The organism is uncultured Subdoligranulum sp. (genome assembly GCF_937890665.1).
The window spans coordinates 1-17101 of the sequence record NZ_CALADU010000262.1; the positions used below are offsets into that span (position 1 = coordinate 1).

Annotated in this window: 16 protein-coding genes; 9 read left to right on the forward strand and 7 right to left on the reverse strand. The window is 50.7% G+C overall.

Annotated elements, in window-relative coordinates; genetic code table 11:
* Positions 1-95: 95 nt before the first annotated feature.
* From Q0526_RS14550 to Q0526_RS14575, 6 genes are all read right to left on the reverse strand, one after another.
* Positions 96-413, reverse strand: coding sequence for a hypothetical protein (locus Q0526_RS14550; RefSeq protein ID WP_298735060.1), 318 nt, complete (start codon positions 411-413; stop codon positions 96-98).
* Between the two features lie 19 nt (positions 414-432).
* Positions 433-702, reverse strand: a complete 270-nt coding sequence (locus tag Q0526_RS14555; protein WP_298735061.1) for a TnpV protein — start codon at positions 700-702, stop codon at positions 433-435.
* A gap of 86 nt (positions 703-788) precedes the next feature.
* The gene (locus tag Q0526_RS14560; RefSeq protein WP_298735063.1) at positions 789-1679 is read right to left on the reverse strand and encodes a DUF4368 domain-containing protein; all 891 of its coding nucleotides are present in this window, start codon (positions 1677-1679) and stop codon (positions 789-791) included.
* Positions 1583-2596: a DUF3991 domain-containing protein gene (locus Q0526_RS14565; RefSeq protein WP_298735065.1), complete on the reverse strand. Its 1014-nt coding sequence runs from the start codon at positions 2594-2596 to the stop codon at positions 1583-1585. The genes Q0526_RS14560 and Q0526_RS14565 overlap by 97 nt, the downstream gene beginning before the upstream one ends.
* A gap of 128 nt (positions 2597-2724) precedes the next feature.
* Complete coding sequence (locus tag Q0526_RS14570) at positions 2725-3111, reverse strand: replication initiator protein A (protein ID WP_298735066.1); 387 nt, start codon at positions 3109-3111, stop codon at positions 2725-2727.
* An 83-nt stretch (positions 3112-3194) separates the two neighbouring features.
* Positions 3195-4094: a ParB/RepB/Spo0J family partition protein gene (locus Q0526_RS14575; protein ID WP_298735067.1), complete on the reverse strand. Its 900-nt coding sequence runs from the start codon at positions 4092-4094 to the stop codon at positions 3195-3197.
* A 555-nt stretch (positions 4095-4649) separates the two neighbouring features.
* On the opposite strand from Q0526_RS14575, the gene Q0526_RS14580 reads away from it, so the two are divergent.
* From Q0526_RS14580 to Q0526_RS14600, 5 genes are read left to right on the forward strand one after another with little or no spacing between them, the layout of a single operon-like run.
* Complete coding sequence (locus Q0526_RS14580; RefSeq protein WP_298735069.1) at positions 4650-5591, forward strand: DUF3991 and toprim domain-containing protein; 942 nt, start codon at positions 4650-4652, stop codon at positions 5589-5591.
* Positions 5588-6394 carry a ParA family protein gene (locus tag Q0526_RS14585; protein WP_298735071.1) on the forward strand — a complete coding sequence of 269 codons (807 nt, stop codon included), beginning with the start codon at positions 5588-5590 and terminating at the stop codon, positions 6392-6394. The genes Q0526_RS14580 and Q0526_RS14585 overlap by 4 nt, the downstream gene beginning before the upstream one ends.
* Positions 6351-7295, forward strand: coding sequence for a ParB/RepB/Spo0J family partition protein (locus Q0526_RS14590; protein ID WP_298735074.1), 945 nt, complete (start codon positions 6351-6353; stop codon positions 7293-7295). The genes Q0526_RS14585 and Q0526_RS14590 overlap by 44 nt, the downstream gene beginning before the upstream one ends.
* 12 nt (positions 7296-7307) lie before the next feature.
* Positions 7308-7712: a hypothetical protein gene (locus Q0526_RS14595; protein ID WP_298735077.1), complete on the forward strand. Its 405-nt coding sequence runs from the start codon at positions 7308-7310 to the stop codon at positions 7710-7712.
* Positions 7712-8290: a YodL domain-containing protein gene (locus Q0526_RS14600; RefSeq protein ID WP_298735080.1), complete on the forward strand. Its 579-nt coding sequence runs from the start codon at positions 7712-7714 to the stop codon at positions 8288-8290. The genes Q0526_RS14595 and Q0526_RS14600 overlap by 1 nt, the downstream gene beginning before the upstream one ends.
* A gap of 541 nt (positions 8291-8831) precedes the next feature.
* On the opposite strand, the gene Q0526_RS14605 is transcribed toward Q0526_RS14600, so the two are convergent.
* On the reverse strand, positions 8832-9116 hold the full coding sequence (locus Q0526_RS14605) for a hypothetical protein (protein ID WP_298735083.1): 285 nt from the start codon (positions 9114-9116) through the stop codon (positions 8832-8834).
* A 49-nt stretch (positions 9117-9165) separates the two neighbouring features.
* Here Q0526_RS14605 and Q0526_RS14610 point away from each other — a divergent pair, with 49 nt between their 5' ends.
* From Q0526_RS14610 to Q0526_RS14625, 4 genes are all read left to right on the forward strand, one after another.
* Positions 9166-9444: a TnpV protein gene (locus Q0526_RS14610; RefSeq protein WP_298735089.1), complete on the forward strand. Its 279-nt coding sequence runs from the start codon at positions 9166-9168 to the stop codon at positions 9442-9444.
* 1532 nt (positions 9445-10976) lie between these two features.
* A complete protein-coding gene (locus Q0526_RS14615; protein WP_298735092.1) occupies positions 10977-15854 on the forward strand; it encodes an N-6 DNA methylase in 4878 nt (1625 codons plus the stop codon).
* Positions 15855-15923: 69 nt separating this feature from the next.
* Complete coding sequence (locus tag Q0526_RS14620) at positions 15924-16643, forward strand: CAP domain-containing protein (protein ID WP_298735085.1); 720 nt, start codon at positions 15924-15926, stop codon at positions 16641-16643.
* Between the two features lie 64 nt (positions 16644-16707).
* The gene (locus Q0526_RS14625) at positions 16708-16974 is read left to right on the forward strand and encodes a type II toxin-antitoxin system prevent-host-death family antitoxin (protein ID WP_177802135.1); all 267 of its coding nucleotides are present in this window, start codon (positions 16708-16710) and stop codon (positions 16972-16974) included.
* The last annotated feature ends 127 nt before the right edge of the window (positions 16975-17101 follow it).

Sequence of the window (17101 nt, forward strand, 5' to 3'; positions counted from 1 at the left end):
TTCGATTATACTCACGACTTAATGACTTCTTGAATACTTGCCGAAAAAGAAAAACCGCTGTGCAGCCGACAGCGGTTTATCGTCATATTCTGTTTTCAGAATAGCCAAGCAAATAACGCTGATGCAGCGACAATCAAGGCACTTCCTGCCAGTGATAGCAGCATCGGTGCTGCAAATGGGCATAACAGCAACGCCACAAGCGCCGAAGCTGCCGCCTGTGCATAGCTGCCATCCAGCAGCGCGAGGAAAGCCGCAAAGCCGCCCAGCCCGGCAAGAATCATACCAATGCTGCCACAGATACCATACAGAAGATTAAGTACAAATCCTGCCGCATACAGCAGCGCAATCATTGGCAACGCAAGTAGGCGCACAATCCACAGTACAACGATGTTGTTTCTTAAACGAGAAAACATTGACACCCCAACCATTCTTTCAGCAGTAGATCAACTCATTCAGTACAATCTCGGCAGCTACATTCTGCACATTGTTCATCTGCTGCACCCAAAGCAGCTGATTTTCGGCTTTCAGATCCTCCGTTATACCTTGCTGCTCGACAAGCTGCTTTACCAGTTGGGAAAAGAATAAATCCGCCTGCCTATCGACTTCATCAAGATGTTCATTTAGTCGATCAGAAGTTTGCAGCTCCTCATAAAGCCGTTTCCTGTTTCTGCGAATATACTGTAGGCGCCGTTGTCGCCACATACTGTTCCCGCTATGGCCTGTACATTACCTATCATTTTTTTCTGCTTTCCAACCTGTAAACTGCTTCATTGCAATGACCTCCACATTTATTCTTTACTTTTTGCTTTCTTTTCAGACTGCTTACGATGGTAATATTCTAAATGGTTTCGATTACAGTTAATCATTTTGCACTCTTTAGAACACAGGATTTCTTGACTATGAGACGGCCAGAAAGCTTTTCCGCAAATCTTACAGTTCCTTTGAGGGTATCTGCGTTCCTTTTTCTGGCTTCGCCGCTTCTCCGCCTCCGCCTTTCCGTGGGCTTCTAAGCAATCCGCTCCACAATATTTTTGCCTTGACCCGTTGGGATAAAATTCTTTGCCGCAGTATTCACATACTCTTTTAGGGAATTTGTGCCCATCATTTGCAGCCCATCGCGCAGCCATTGCCCGCTTTTGGAATGCCTCATTACTTTTCTTGGCACGTTCTTTCCTCAAACGCTCTTTCTCTGCAAGCTCCTGTTCAGCCTTAAACTTTGCTTCCCTTATTTCTTCTTCTGTAGGAGCAAAATCGAATTGTCCAATGAAGTTATAGTATATATCTACCTGTTGCTGCCTATCTTTCTTTCGACCAACAGTTTCATGAATGACAATTTTATCAATCAGCTCACGAGCCATATCTGCGGTTAATGATGTCGGCTCTTTGTACTTCTTGATTATTTTGATAAAATGTTCAATATCGTTTGCCGAAGCAGTTTTAGCTTGCAATAGTTCTGAAAGCTCAACAGTACGCTTATCCAACTCCGCCTGTTCGTCAGAATACCGTTTCATAAGTGACCGATACTGCTTTTCCGGTAGCGTTCCTGTCATATAGTTCTCATACAATCCGCCAATCAGCCGATCTAGTTCTTCAAGTCTCCGTTTCGCTCTCGTAAGCTCTTCTTTTTGCTCTTGAGGTTTACTATTGACTTGCTCCTGCCAACTCTTACGAAGCTCCATTGCAAATGCTTTTTCGTCAGCAATAATGTGTTTTGCCATTCGTTGGATAGAATGTAGTACGAGCTCACAGAGCACGTCATCACTGATAATGTGTGCTGTGCAGGCTCGATGTTGCGTTGCTTGATAACCAGAATACGTGCTGCAACGGTAGAAATAGCAGTCACTATTAACGCATCCAGTGCAGCGTAATCCGTACCACCCAGTGCCAGATAGTGAACACCTCGCCAGTTTCCGGTGTGCTGCATGATTTTGAGTGATGCGCCTGATATGGCATCTATGGGCGCTTCGTACACTTCCACCGTGTCGGCATCGGCAGCAGCTTCGATGTAGAACGGATATATTTTTTTGCTGCCGGGAATATCACGGCGAAACTGGATTTGGGAACAACCGCGCAAGCTGCCGCCCTTGGCTTCTCCATTTCCATCGCGCCCGACAAATACGCAGTTCGGATGATCCTTGAAGCTCGTCTGATACAGGATTTTCTTTTGCTTACAAACCGTCAGCACGTTGGGGTGGATGCAGCGCTTGCGAAGATAGGCGGTGGCAGCGTAGTTGTTCTTGTCGGGTCTAGGTAGGCTAAATTTCTTTGTCGGTTTCTTCTCGGCAGGGGGTGGGGATGCTTTTACAGGTTGGAAAGAAGGACTAACACCGCTCTGTATGCGGTTGATTTCCCGCACCGCTTCCACAAACGAAACGCCTTCAACCGCTATGAGATAGTTCAGCGCTGTGCGACCGGTGGCTTTCGTTTTGAAGTAAGTCCACGAACCATCCTCTGCGAAGGTCAACGAGCTGTGCCCTTTGTGACGGAACTGTCCGGGTCCTTCTGGTCTGAAGTTGTCCGGCTCACACAGCTGCATATACTGGTACAGATTCATCTGCTTTGCTTGGGCGATTTCCTGCTCTGTTACACCGGGCATACTCTACCACTCCATATTCTGTTTTCCTAAGTGTAATTTATATTCTCAGTATCACTATAATCAGTCTAATTACTATCAGTATTAGTTCCGTGTGATTTTCAAGAATCCAGAAGTGTGAAAATCACATATCAAGAATCACCTTTTTCACAGCTCTTGTCATTTATCGTTGCTGCGAAGTTTTTTACATAAATTAAATTCGGTCTGCCAAGCCCCTGCCGCTTGCGTTCGATAAGCCCAGCCTGCTTTTCAAGTTCTACCATCAGGCGCGTGGCTTTCTGGTTGGCACAGTTCAGTGCATCCATGATTTCCTCCACGGTAAAGATGATGTAAACCTTGTTCTGGGCATCCAGCCATTGATTTTTCAGCGACAAACTCATTCGATCCAGTAAAATTCCATACAGCACCTTGGCATCGGTGGACAGTTCCCGGAAGTTTGGCTCTGTAAATAGAGCTTTGGGTATGCGGTAAAAAGAGAACTGCTCGGCTTGTGTGCCGTAAAAATATTCGTATTGCATCTCACTTCTCCTGCCAAAAATGGGTGCAGTTAAGAAAGCCTACAAAACTACGCTTCGTAAGCTATTACATATTGTATTTTTATTTATCTTTCTAGTTCTTCTTCGCGTTGTGGTCGCTGGCGGCTGGAGCGCTTGTGTTCCCAATTCCGCAACAGCGAAATGATGACATTCTGCATCTGCTGCGGTGTATAGCTGGATGGGAAGTACCGCTGCACATCAGACTGATTCAGGAAGAACTTTTGGCGCTGGTTCGGCTTTTCTTCTGTCAGTAGAGTATGCAGGTAATTTTCCGTCAGCGTTCCATTTCGGCTCATGTCCTTTAGTGTTCGTGACTGAACGAGGGATGGTGTGGCATCACACATATCCATTTCTTCTTTGAGCCACGTCTGGTGTTCTTCCGTCATGTAAGAGATTTCGACTGCTGGATTGAATGCGATACGACCGTCATCAACCATTTGCAGAATGGATGGAATCAGGTTAGTCAGGCGGATATAGCGTTGTACGGTTCTTGCGCTTTCCGAGGTGCTTTCTGCCACTGTTTTGTCTGCTCGGAAATTCGTGCCAACTTGACACGAATTTTTGCTTGGACGTCCTGCCGTTCTTTTTAGTGCTTCCATGCGCATTTTATAAGCAAATGCTTTCTCACTTGGCAACACGTGCTCGCGCTGAATATTGCTGTTGACCATCAGAATCGTTGCTTCATCATCGTCTATGTATTCAACTCTGGCGGGAATGCTTTCAATGCCGAGTTCCTTGCAAGCCTCCCACCGGCGATGTCCGCTTATCACTTCATAGCCGACACCAACCTTCGGTCTGACGGTGATGGGCGTAATGATGCCGCTCTCCGAAATACTGTCTACCAATTCACTGAATTCCAGATCATGGCGGACGTGGAACGGATGATTAGAAAAGGGATGCAATTTATTTATTGGAATAGTTTCCTCTTTGCTTGCTCTGTAAGCAGGTGATACTTTCTTCATCATGCTGCGTACTCCTGTGCGGTTATTTGATAGCTCTTAAGTACCCCGATTTGACCCCAAAAATGTACCCAAAAATCTTGTACTTTTTGCTTAAAATGTACCCAAAGGGCATTTTTGCATAAAAAAAGCCCCTAATCACTGTAGTACAGCGATTAGGGGCTTGCTATGATTTATAGAACGACCTCAACTGTCAGGTCTTTCCATTGCTTCGGCCAAAGCACGCAGCCACGCGAATTTCGACAAGAACGAGCCTTATCGTAATCCACATTTAATTGTAAAAATCTTCGTGACTTAAGCGCGGGGATTTTTAATTGCTGCCTGTGTAGCCTTTAGTCAAATCAGAGCGAAATATATATCGAATTATCGTTATTTATACGTTTGTTCAAGGGGGAAGTGTAACCTTTTTTGGGGAATTTTCCCCAGCCCTTCCCTCCCCCTAACAACCCCCTCTCAGCCAGCTGAAGTGACAAATAGCCAGCTGAAACAAGAATATCGTTACTCTACGCCTTTACCATCGGTAAGGGCGCTTTTTATTTACACCAACGGAGGAAGTCAGCAATGAGATTGCCCGCAGAGAACATCAAAGCCGCCCGCGAGGTCCAGCTCGTGGATTTCTTAAACACCTACCGTCCCGGAGAGCTTGTGCGCAAATCCAGAGACGAGTACTGCACAAAATCGCACAGCAGCTTGCGGATCACGCCGAGCAAGAACCTGTTCCACTGGTGCTCCCAGAGCAAGGGCGGCAGAGGCGCGCTGGATTATCTGCTGACGGTCGAGGGGATGAGCTTTCGCTCGGCGGTAATGCTTTTGAACGAGATGGAGCTTGTTCCTTTTCAGCAGGCCAGAGCTGCCACAGTGGAAAGCAGCCGAACGCACGACTTTACACTGCCGCGTCCCGACGGAAATGCACAGGCGGCGACCGCCTACCTGATGCACCGTGGTATCAGCCCCAAGGTGCTGCGATATTGCCTGAACGAAGGGATTCTGTATCAGACCACGCGCGGCAACTACCGCAACTGCGTTTTTGTGGGCAAGGATGAAGGCGGCGTTCCGCGTTCTGCTTTTCAGCGTGGCTGCCAAGGCACCTACCGCGGTGATGTCACCGGCAGCCAAAAGAAGTACGGATTTCTGATACAAGCGGAAAACCCGGACTGCGATACCGTGGAGCTGTACGAGGCCCCGATTGATGCTATGTCCGGCGCGACCTTGCGGCAGTATACGGACATCGGAAAGTGGCGCAGCGTGCATTATCTGGCACTGGGCGGGCTGAACTATCTGCCCATCGACTACTTTTTGCAGCAGCATCCGCAGGTGAAAAATGTGGTGCTCTGCTTTGACCGTGATGAGCCGGGGTTGCGCTTTGCCGATACGGTTGCCCGGCGCCTTGCCGAGCGCGGATTCAATGTAGAAAAGCGGTTGCCTGCCGTTGGCAAGGATTACAACGAAAGCCTTATCTGGTACAAGTCAAAGATTGAAAAACAGCGAGGAGAGCGCGTATGAAAACAATAGCGATTGCCAACCAAAAAGGCGGCGTGGGCAAAACAACGACCGCCGTAAATTTAGGCGTGGCACTGGCAGATATGGGCTATAAAGTACTGCTGGTGGACGCCGACCCACAGGGCGACCTGAGCAGTTACCTTGGCTACGCCGGCGCTGCCAACAGTGCCACCCTCAGCGACCTGATGAAATCCGTTATTTCAGACGAACCGGTACCGGAGGTAGTGATGCGCCATGAAGAACAAGTGGATTTTATTCCCTCGGACATTGGGCTGTCAGATATGGAAGTTCGGCTGGTCAATGTAATGGCGCATGAGCGCATTATGGCGCAGGCACTGGAGCCGTTCAAGGACAAATATGATTACTGCCTGATCGACTGTATGCCCTCACTGGGTATCCTTACGGTTGCTTCGCTTGTGGCTGCCGACCGGGTACTGATTCCCGTGCAGGCACAGCATTTTGCCCTGAAAGGCGTGGTGTCGCTGTTCAAATCCATCAATCAGATCACGCGCCGCATCAAGCCGGAGCTTGAAATTGACGGCATTGTTCTGACCATGGTGGATCGGCGCACCAATCTAAGCAAAGATGTCTGTGCCGCTTTGCGGAGTTCCTACGGTCACGCGCTGAAGATTTATCGCACGGAGATTCCCATTAGCACCCGCACAGCAGAGAGCGCCTCCAGCGCCCACAGTGTGCTGAGCTACGACGCCAGCGGTCCCGCAAGCATCGCCTATAAAACCTTGGCAAAGGAGGTCGTTGAGAATGAGAGAGTACGGAAGCAACATCATACTTCCATCGCTCGATAATCTCTTTTCGAGTGAGCAGGAGCGGCAGGACGCAAAATTAGAGAAAATCCAAATTTTGCCGCTGACGGAACTGCACCCCTTTCGAAATCACCCTTTTCAAGTCCGTGACGATGACGAAATGGACAAAATGGTGGACAGTGTCAAGGCATACGGTGTCATGACCCCGGCCATTGTCCGCCCCCGGCAAGATGGTGGGTATGAAATCGTGGCGGGCCACCGCCGCTGTCATGCCAGCCAGCGGGCTGGCGTGGAGACTATGCCCTGCATAGTGCGGGATATGGACGATGATACTGCTATTATTCTGATGGTAGATTCCAACTGCCAGCGAGAACATATTCTACCGAGTGAAAAGGCGAAAGCATATCAGATGAAGCTGGAAGCTGTAAAGAGAAAGGCCGGTAGACCGTCAAAAATAAATTCTGGCCAAGTTGGCCAGAATTTTACACAGCCTTTTTCTGTAGAGAAAGTCGCAGACGAAGCGGGTGAAAGTGTTAAGCAAGTCCAGCGCTTTATCCGTCTGAACAAGCTCACCCCCGAACTTATGAAAATGGTGGATGATGGCAAGCTAAAAACCACTCCCGCCGTAGAACTTAGCTACCTTACCCCAGAAGAACAAGAGGACTTCCTCTCTTATATGGAATCCGAGGGCTGTACCCCGTCACTGTCTCAAGCGCAGAAACTTAAAGAGGCCAGCAAGGAAAGCGTACTGACACCAGAAAAAATCCGGCATATTATGGCCGCCAAGCCGCCAAGTGTAAAGCCGCGTGACCCGCAGCTTATGATTCCCGTTGCAAAAGTTGAACGATACTTTCCGAAAGGCTTTACAAGCAACCAGATGCAGCAGGTTATCGTAAAACTGCTGGAAAACTATGCCCGCGCCCACCAGCACGGCAGCAGATGAGGGGGGACACCGATGACAAGATTATTAGTTGTTGAACCCGGTTACTGCCCTTATCAAGCGGGTTTTCCCAGCGCGATGGCGGCTGCTTCCGAAGTTATTGAGGGCGAGAGCCAAATCCTAAAACCGTTTGGCACACCGCGAATCGGGCTAATATGCAGCAAAGCCCAAAGTCGACTGAAATATAACAGACAGGTCAATGACGAGGGCGTGACTGTGCGCGGACGCTTTCTCGTTTGCGGACTAAATGGCGATAAGGTCATAGGGCTATCCAAGGATCAGGCAGACCGATACAGCCGACTACTTTTTCTCCCGCAAGTCGCGGATATGGCAAACGACGAACTGCCCGCTGCCAAAGTGCGCCCACAGGACGAGCGCTATGGAGGTAAATTGTCTTTTTGGGAAAGGTTGGAACGATAATGCGCGAGAAAGAAGATAATATCATTGGTTATATCGAATATCTTAGTGATGATGGAAAAATAATCGGATATGTTACTCCCTTTACGGATGTAGACAAATTTAGAAAGGAAATCTTGAAAGCCGCTGAGGTTGGTATGCCGATTACCCCGGTTGTGTTCCCGGATAAGATGGACAAGCCATTGGGATTGCCGCGGGACATCTATTGGCCGGGCGGCTTTCGTAAAGAAAAGAGACAGACTTACCCTTATGAGATTTACCAAACCAATAACCGTAATTTCGTTTTCAGAAACTATGCTTATGCGAAAACCCGTATGAAGGCTGCGGATTATAAACTCGTTTATAGTGGACAGATGGAACGCTGGGATGAGCCTGAAGATATTTATATAGCGCATAACCAAAGCAACCGTCCCAATGCTCAAAAGATGCGTTCTGTTTCTATCAGCGATATTATTGTGATCCACAACAGGAGAGAAGCACAGGCTTTCTATGTAGATGAATATGGTTATCGTCAGGTTGATTATCTATTGCCGGAGTTAGAGAATTTAAAACAAGCAGAACCGGAACCTTATGAACGATGAGGAGTAGCAAATGGCAAAATATGAAAATATCCGTGCGCTTGCCAAAAAGCAACTGCAAGCCGTCACGGAGAGCAGTGACCGCTGGAAAGCATTTTTGCGGACAGCGGCCATTGCTTATAATTATAGTTTCCCGAACCAGCTTTTGATTCACGAGCAAAGCCCCACCGCCACAGCCGTGGCCGACATAGCTTACTGGAATAATAATGCGGGTCGCTGGGTCAAGCGCGGCGCACACGGTATCGCGGTATTTGACACTCGCGCCAATTCTTCCCGGCTGCGGTATCTGTTTGACATTTCCGATACCATCCCCCGCGCAGAGATTCCCGAAGCGCTGCCGTGGGTCATTACAGACCAGAACTGGCGGCCTGTTTGGGATAAAATCGTAGCGGATAATCACGCGGACAGCATCCAGAGCGCCCTCCTCATGCTCTCCACATCCTGCGTTGCCCAGCGCAGCGCCATGTTCACAACCGCACTGGGAAAAGCCATAGACGGCAGCAGCTTACAGTGGGCCAAGCCGGACGAACAGCGGCAGCTATTTTTACAGCTTATCACCCAAAGCTGTCTGTATATGGCCGCGCTGCGGTGCGGCGTGGATACTGCGCGGCTGGACCTGTCTGCCCTTGAGTCCGTGAACCAGTTTGATACAAACCGCATCACTCTGTGTTTGGGCAGCGCTTGCCAACAGGCGGCACGGCCTCTCATGCAACAGATCGGTAGCATCACGAGAGAAATCGACAGTGTTGCACGCGCCGAAAAAGTCCGCTATTATGGTGACAAACAGGAAGAAACCAATAACACCAAGGAGGTCAACAATGGAGTACATGATGGTGAACGGCTACCAAATCCCGGCGCTGACGTTGAACGAGCCGCCGATGCCGGAAATCGGGAAGTACGGCAGCCTGCGGCGGAAATTCCTGCTGGAGAACGCCCCGATGATGTTCGACGAGATGATGCTGGAGGGAACGCTGTACCCGCATCTGGTGGTGATGGACAACGCAGTACATCGGCAAATCGAACAGACGATGCAGACGCTGATGCAGCAGCGCACCGCCCCGAACCGGCAGACCGACCCGATGGGCTGGACGCAGTGGATGAACGCCTTGCAGGCCCAAGCCGAGGAACTGGCGATGCAGCAGATTTACAGCCTGTAACACAAGAACCCCAAGCGGAGAGCGATACCACGCCCTCCGCTTTTTCTGTGCCCATTTCTGATTTGCCGCCGCTGAGCGATGAACTGATTCTAGGCTTGCTGGCGAAGGACTCCTCCAGCCGTGCCGACAATGCGGCTATTCTGGAATATTTCAATGAGCATCCCGACCTTGCCGAGCGCAGCGCCTTTTGCAAGCACTGTTACAAGCAAATTTATACATATTTGTTCGTGGATGACCATACCGTTGGTTTTATCCGGCATGATATGTACCTTGAACTTTGGGAGGGCAACTATCTTACCAAAACAGCACAGCTCAATCTGACATGGGATGCTGTTGCCGCAAAGATTGCTGACCTTATCAAGCAAGGGCGTCTGATGGTTCCCATCAAGGCTACACCCGTGCAGCAGCAGATGGAGCAGCTTACTCTTACTCCCGAAGATTCTGAAAAGGCAGGGCTGCCGAGCCATGAGCAGCAAGCAAAAAATATCGACCTTGCGGCAGAAGCCAAAAAGTGGAACAAGCCCATCATTGACGCATCCGGCAAGTACATTACGGAGCAGGACATTACCGATGCACTGTGCAAAGGCGGCGGGTTTGAAGATAGCAAATTTCGCATTCAGCAATATCTCTCTGCACAGGTACTTCCTATCGAGGAAGATCAAGCCCGCTGGCTGAAAAAAGAATACGGCATCGGCGGCGGCACATGGATCTTCCGTGATGGTGGGCACGGCTTTCTTGACCACATGGGCAAAAATCTTGAAATCACCCGACGTACAGAGGACGGCGAGTATCGCCGCGTTTTGAAGTGGAAAGAGGTTGCCCAACGCCTGCGGCTTTTGGTTTACAACGACCAGTATCTGACCGATGCCGAAAAAGCCCCCTATCAGGCATGGGCAGCAGAACAGCAAGCCGCCCGCGCAGCGAACGATGCCGCCCTTGACCATGCAAAACACGCCATCGCGGTTTTCTGCGAGAATGAGGGGCTAAACGAGCCGAATTTCTCCGACTTGACCCGCGTGGAGTTTGCTTACTCTACCACCGAGGACGATGAGCACGAGATCCAAGTGTATGCCAATCTTCTGCGGAACGAAATCCGCTATGAGGTTGACGGTAACATAGTCCATATCGACTACTTCCAAGATAACCACGAGCTTGCTGCGCAGGGCATTGAAAACAGCGCCTTCTCGGATTTTATCAATACCGCCGAAGCAGAGTTTGAAAAGCATCATCCGACTACAAGAAAAGTCGAAAAATCACCTGTAACTATCGGCAGCACGGTTTATCTGGAAGATGACAGACCCTTTACCGTGGAGGAAATCGGCAGAGAAAACATTCATCTGCGGGATGAAAGTTTCCCGCTGGTAGGCCGTGCCGTCAGCCATGAAGAATTTGCGCGGTTGCTTGCGGCCAACCCCAAAAATGCAGCACTATCCGCCCCGGAAGTTCCAAGCCGCCAAGCGCAGCAGGAAGAAACTGCTGAACCCATCGTGGGCGAAGTCATCGAAGAACCCAGCCTCTTTGTGGAGCAGGTTATGGCGGACGCAGAAAGGCTTTCGGCAGAAGATGAACCTTACCACCGCGAACCCATTACCTATGAAGCCCCTTATCTGGATAACCTGCCGACAGCACCGCGCGAAAAGTTTGCAGCCAACATTGCCGCCATCCAAAAGCTGAAAGAAATTGAGCAGCGCGTAGCGAACGGCGGCAGCCCTGCTTTTGAGGATGAGCAGAAAATTTTAGCGCAGTACACGGGCTGGGGCGGGCTTTCGGATGCGTTCGACCCGAACAAAAGTGCATGGTCGAACGAGTACAGCCAGCTGAAAGCAGCATTGTCTGAATCTGAGTATGAAGCTGCCCGCAGCAGCACCCTGACGGCGTTTTATACCCCCGCCACCGTTATCCACCCCATCTACCGTGCACTGGAGCGCTTCGGCGTAAAGGGCGGCAAAATCCTAGAACCCAGCATGGGCACAGGCGCATTTCTCGCACACGGACATTTTGGCAGCAGTGATGCCAAATTCTACGGCGTAGAATTGGACAGCATCACAGGCCGCATCTCAAAGCAGTTGTATCAAAAGGCCAATATCCAAGTGACCGGCTATGAAAATGCGCTTCTCCCCGACAACTATTTTGACTGCGTTATTGGCAATGTCCCTTTCGGTAATTTTCAAGTCAATGACCCGCAGTATAACCGGCTGCATTTTCCCATTCACGACTATTTCTTTGCCAAGAGCATCGACAAGCTGCGCACCGGCGGCATCATGGCGTTCATCACCTCCAGCGGCACATTGGACAAAAAGGATGACCGCGCCCGCAAGTACATCGCCGAGCGCTGCGACCTCATCGGTGCGGTGCGCTTGCCCAACAATGCGTTCAAGGGCAGCGGCACAAAGATCATGACCGATGTAATATTTCTGCAAAAGCGCGATACGCTGCGCCAGCAGGACGAGCCTTGGCTGCACCTTGCAGAAGATGCCAACGGCATCACCATGAACCGCTACTTTGTGGAGCACCCTGAAATGATTTGCGGCAGAATGGAGATAGTCTCCGGTCCGCATGGCCCGACTTCCACCTGCCAGCCAATAGACCCCGATGCGGTGGACCGTTTCGGAAAGCCGTTGTTGGAAACGCAAATCGACACTGCTATGCAGCACTTGACCGCCACGCTGACAAAAGCCGAAATCTCTGTGCAGGAAGAAAGCGGCGAGGATACCAAGTACATTGATGCCGATCCCTTTGTGCGTAATTTCAGCTACACGGTAAAGGACGATAAAATCTATTACCGCGAAGGCGCAGTCATGCGGGAATGTAATCCCAACGCAGCCTCTGCCGAGCGTATCCGCAAACTGGTGGAACTGCGCGATACCACCCGCGCTCTGATCGATGCGCAGTTGCAGGACTTGTCGGACGAGGAAATCCACCGTCTGCAAGCTCAGCTTAACCGCCAGTATGATGCCTTCCGCGGCAAGCACGGCCTAATCAACAGCCGCAGCGCGGAGTTGTCTTTCCGGGATGACAGCAGCTACTATTTGCTGTGTTCACTGGAAAATGTCGATGAAAAAGGAAACTTTATCAGCAAGTCGGATATGTTCACCAAGAGAACTATTCGCTCTGCACAGATACCCGACCACGCCGACACGGCATCGGATGCACTGGCACTGAGCATCGGGGAACGTGCCAAGGTTGATATGCCTTACATGATGCACCTTACCGGGAAAGATGAAGCAACGCTTGCCAAGGAACTGGCGGGCGTTATTTTTGTAGAGCCTTTCCGCAAACAGGAGGACGGCAGCCCTGTTTACCTTATGGCGGACGAGTATTTATCCGGCAATGTACGCGAAAAGCTGCGTATTGCTCATGTTGCAGCCGACCAAGACCCAGCGTTCCGCATCAATGTAGAAGCGTTGGAACAGGTGCAGCCCAAGGACTTGACGGCGGGCGAAATAACGGTTCGGTTGGGTGTCACATGGATCGGGTCGGAAATCATCAAGCGGTTTGCCGATGAACTTTTTCAGTCAACCTACCGCGAACAGAAAATAGCTGTCCGTTACAATGAATATCTGAATAACTGGTATATTTCCAACAAGAGCCAAGGCAACGATAATATCCGCGTCACGAACACCTACGGCACAAAACGTATCAACGGCTATCATTTGTTGGAGAACGCACTCAACCTGCGGGCCACCAAAATTTACGATACAATCTATGACGAAAACGGCAAGGAGCAGCATAAGCTCAATGGTCCTGCCACCGAAGAAGCACAGGCCAAGCAACGGATGATAGAAGATGCTTTTAAGGACTGGATTTTCAAGGACCGTGAGCGCCGTGAAAGTTTAGTAGCGCTGTACAATGAAAAATTTAATTGTATTCGCCCGCGCGAATATGATGGAAGTCACATTCAGTTTTTCGGCATGAACCCGGAAATCTCGCTGCGGCCGCACCAGCGCAATGCCATTGCCCACATCCTGTACGGCCACAACACCTTGCTGGCCCATGTGGTTGGCGCGGGTAAAACTTACGAAATGGTTGCCGCCGCAATGGAAAAAAAGCGGCTGGGCCTGTGCAGTAAAACGCTTGTTGCCGTGCCAAACCATCTGACAGGCCAGTTTGCCAGTGAAGCACTGAAACTGTATCCCAACGCAAACATTTTAGTCACAACGCAGCGTGATTTTGAAAAAACGAACCGCAAGCGGTTTTGCGCCAAAATTGCCACCGGCAACTATGACATTGTGGTAATCGGTCACAGCCAGTTTGAAAAGATTCCACTTTCCGATGCCAGAAAAGCCGAGTTTATCCGCAAGCAAATTGACGAACTGGAGATGCAGTTGGAGAGCATGGACGACAGCGACAGCCGTCTGACCGTCAAGCAGTTGGAAAGTAAGAAAAAGCAGTTGAAAACCAAGCTGTCAAATTTGCTGGACGCCCCGAAACGGGATGATGTGGTGACTTTTGAGGAACTGGGTGCAGACTCCCTCATGGTCGATGAAGCACACAATTTCAAGAACCTCATGACCGTTACAAAGATGCACAACATCGCGGGTATCAGCACCACCGAGAGCCAAAAGGCCAGTGACCTGTTTATGAAGTGCCAGTACCTTGATGAAATCACCGGGGCGCGGGGCGTAACGTTTGCCACGGGCACCCCCATTTCCAACAGCATGACCGAGCTATATACCATGCAGCGCTATTTGCAGCAGTACACCTTGGAACGCAACGGCCTTGCAAACTTTGACAGTTGGGCGGCCACCTTTGGCGAAACCGTCACAGCCATCGAACTTGCGCCGGAGGGAACCGGCTACCGCACAAAAACACGCTTTGCTCGTTTTTTCAATCTGCCAGAACTTATGGCAATGTTCAAGGAATGCGCTGACATTCAAACAGCAGATATGCTGAAATTACCTGTCCCTGCCCTTGTGGGCGGCAAGCCGACCAACATCCAGCTAAAGCCCTCTGAAACACAAAAACAGATGGTAGCTGAATTGGGCGAACGGGCCGACAAAATCCGCAATAAAATGGTGAAGCCCTATGAGGACAATATGCTGAAAATCACCAACGACGGACGCAAATTGGCGCTGGATCAGCGCTTGATCGACCCCGACTTGCCCGATGATCCTGACAGCAAGGTCAATATCTGTGTGGGCAAAATTTTTGAGATATGGGAGCAGACCATGCCTCAACGCAGTGCGCAGCTTGTTTTCTGCGATCTGTCTACGCCCAAGGCGGGCGTTTTCAATGTCTACGATGACATGAAAGCAAAGCTGATCGAACGCGGAATCCCCGAAGCAGAAATTGCCTTCATCCATGAAGCGAACACCGATGCCCGCAAGACGGAACTTTTCGGAAAAGTTCGCAGCGGTGCAGTGCGTGTGCTGATGGGCAGCACGGCCAAAATGGGAGCGGGCACCAATGTGCAACAGCGTCTTGTGGCGCTGCACCATCTGGATGTACCGTGGCGGCCATCTGATATTGAGCAGCGTGAGGGCAGAATATTACGACAGGGCAATGAAAATAAGGAGGTCTATGTTTTCCGTTATGTCACCGAAGGTACATTTGATGCCTACAGTTGGCAGCTTATCGAGAATAAGCAGAAATTCATCGGGCAGATTATGACCTCAAAATCTCCGGCTCGCAGCTGCGATGATATGGACGAGGCCGCACTGTCCTATGCCGAGGTCAAGGCATTGGCGGCAGGCAATCCGCTTATCAAGGAAAAGATGGACTTGGACGTGCAGTTGACCCGTCTTAAAACACTGAAAGCTGCCCATGACAGCCAGCGTTATGAACTGGAAAATAAAATTGCCATCGGCTTCCCGGCTGAAATCCGAAAATGCAAAGAACAGATTGAAAATGCCACGGTAGACGCCGCCACCGTAAAGGAACACTCCGTAGTGGATGCGGACGGCAAAGATGTTTTCTGTATCCAGTTGGAAAACGAAGTTTACTACGAAAAAGAACCTGCGGGGAAAGCCCTGTTAGGTCTGCTGGGCTTGGCACTGAATAGCGAAAAGCCCGTACCTATCGGGTATTTCAAGGGTATGGAACTACAAATCCAACATCTGCCTTTTGGCAACGAGTACCATGCAAGATTGGCTGGCTCTGGTACATATAGCACTCAGCTGGGAGCTGATGTGCTAGGCAATCTGACACGCCTTTCCAATTTGGCAAATGGTATTGAACCGAGCATTGAAAAGACCCGCAATATGCAAATCCAGTTGGAACAGCAGCTTGCCAGCGCCGAGGAAGAAGTCAAGCGGCCATTTCCACAGGCAACGGAACTGACTGAAAAGAGTAAGCGTCTTGCGGTGCTGGAGGGACTGCTGAACATGAACGACAAAGACATTGTGACCGACACCGAGCCGGAACAACAGTGTCAGACCGACAATCGACAGCGTGGACAGGAGGAACGATAAATTTTATGATTAAAGGCAGAAAGACCAATCGTATACGCGACCACCCCAAGGATGAAAGGAGTAGTTTTTATGAAAAAATCTATTGTTGCATTGGGCATAGCATTGGCGCTGTCCGGGTGTGCATCGGCAGCGGATGAAACTCTTGCGGCTGAACCGGCTGCACTGGTGGAAATCTCACCGGCCACCGAAGAAACTGCGCAGCCGGTGGAAGCTGCTGCAACCGCCGAACCTGCGCAGACAGCAACCCCTGAGCCGACACCCGAACCGACACAGGCCCCCGCGCCCGTGCCGACAGCAGAGCCTACGGCAGTCCCCACCGCAGAACCCACGCAAGCCCCGGTGGAGGAAACCGTAGCCGCCACTCCGGCACAGGTTGGTATGAGTTATGGTGCGGTGCCGTTCGACCTTGCAGCCGGTACGGAGCAATGGTGGAGCATCGACAGCAGCGACAGCGCATACTGGGCTGTGCAGGAGAACATCAACGCCATCCGTGCGGCGGCGGGACTTTCCCCGCTGGCAATGGACGGCGGGCTGAGCGCGGCGGCAGATGCCCGCTGCGAGAGCTTTGTCGCGGGCGGTGCGTTCGACCACAGCGGCATGACCACCCGTAGCGAAATCTGCGCAGCCGGTCCTATCGGCTCGGCCAGCAGCGTATGCAGCTATTGGCAGAACAGTCCTGCCCACTATGCCAACATCACCAACGCCAGCTTTACGAGCATGGGCGTAGCCTGTTGGTTCTGCTCCACCGCCGAGGGGCAGTATACCTACTGGACTGTTACCTTCAACTAAAACTCCTACTTGTTTTCATACACAAATTATGATATAATTTCTGTATGAAAGAGAGGTGCTATCTATGCCGAACATTCGTTCCAGCGCAGATTTGAGAAACAACTACAATGACATTTCCTCTTACTGCCATGCCTACAACGAGCCGGTCTTTATTACCAAAAACGGTAAGGGCGACCTTGCCGTTATGAGCATGGAAACCTACGAGGAAATGGCGGGCCGCATTGAACTGTACAGCAAGCTGCAAGAGGGCCTTGCCGACGTGGAAGCCGGGAACACGCGCCCCTTTGCCGATGTTATGGCTGATTTGCGCCACCGCAGGGAGCGCAGATGAAATACAACATTCATGTCACCCAAGCTGCCGAGCGCGATATGGCGAACGCCTACGACTATATCGACCTTGTACTGAAAAATCCAACTGCCGCCGACAAGCTGTTGGATGTGGCCGACGAAAAAATCGG

Bases quoted from the DNA above. Each gene is read 5' to 3' on its own strand.
- Q0526_RS14550 (WP_298735060.1), bottom strand. From the start codon at position 413: ATGTTTTCTCGTTTAAGAAACAACATCGTTGTACTGTGGATTGTGCGC.
- Q0526_RS14555 (WP_298735061.1), bottom strand. From the start codon at position 702: ATGTGGCGACAACGGCGCCTACAGTATATTCGCAGAAACAGGAAACGG.
- Q0526_RS14560 (WP_298735063.1), bottom strand. From the start codon at position 1,679: ATGGAGCTTCGTAAGAGTTGGCAGGAGCAAGTCAATAGTAAACCTCAA.
- Q0526_RS14565 (WP_298735065.1), bottom strand. From the start codon at position 2,596: ATGCCCGGTGTAACAGAGCAGGAAATCGCCCAAGCAAAGCAGATGAAT.
- Q0526_RS14570 (WP_298735066.1), bottom strand. From the start codon at position 3,111: ATGCAATACGAATATTTTTACGGCACACAAGCCGAGCAGTTCTCTTTT.
- Q0526_RS14575 (WP_298735067.1), bottom strand. From the start codon at position 4,094: ATGATGAAGAAAGTATCACCTGCTTACAGAGCAAGCAAAGAGGAAACT.
- Q0526_RS14580 (WP_298735069.1), top strand. From the start codon at position 4,650: ATGAGATTGCCCGCAGAGAACATCAAAGCCGCCCGCGAGGTCCAGCTC.
- Q0526_RS14585 (WP_298735071.1), top strand. From the start codon at position 5,588: ATGAAAACAATAGCGATTGCCAACCAAAAAGGCGGCGTGGGCAAAACA.
- Q0526_RS14590 (WP_298735074.1), top strand. From the start codon at position 6,351: ATGAGAGAGTACGGAAGCAACATCATACTTCCATCGCTCGATAATCTC.
- Q0526_RS14595 (WP_298735077.1), top strand. From the start codon at position 7,308: ATGACAAGATTATTAGTTGTTGAACCCGGTTACTGCCCTTATCAAGCG.
- Q0526_RS14600 (WP_298735080.1), top strand. From the start codon at position 7,712: ATGCGCGAGAAAGAAGATAATATCATTGGTTATATCGAATATCTTAGT.
- Q0526_RS14605 (WP_298735083.1), bottom strand. From the start codon at position 9,116: ATGTACTCCATTGTTGACCTCCTTGGTGTTATTGGTTTCTTCCTGTTT.
- Q0526_RS14610 (WP_298735089.1), top strand. From the start codon at position 9,166: ATGCCGGAAATCGGGAAGTACGGCAGCCTGCGGCGGAAATTCCTGCTG.
- Q0526_RS14615 (WP_298735092.1), top strand. From the start codon at position 10,977: ATGGCGGACGCAGAAAGGCTTTCGGCAGAAGATGAACCTTACCACCGC.
- Q0526_RS14620 (WP_298735085.1), top strand. From the start codon at position 15,924: ATGAAAAAATCTATTGTTGCATTGGGCATAGCATTGGCGCTGTCCGGG.
- Q0526_RS14625 (WP_177802135.1), top strand. From the start codon at position 16,708: ATGCCGAACATTCGTTCCAGCGCAGATTTGAGAAACAACTACAATGAC.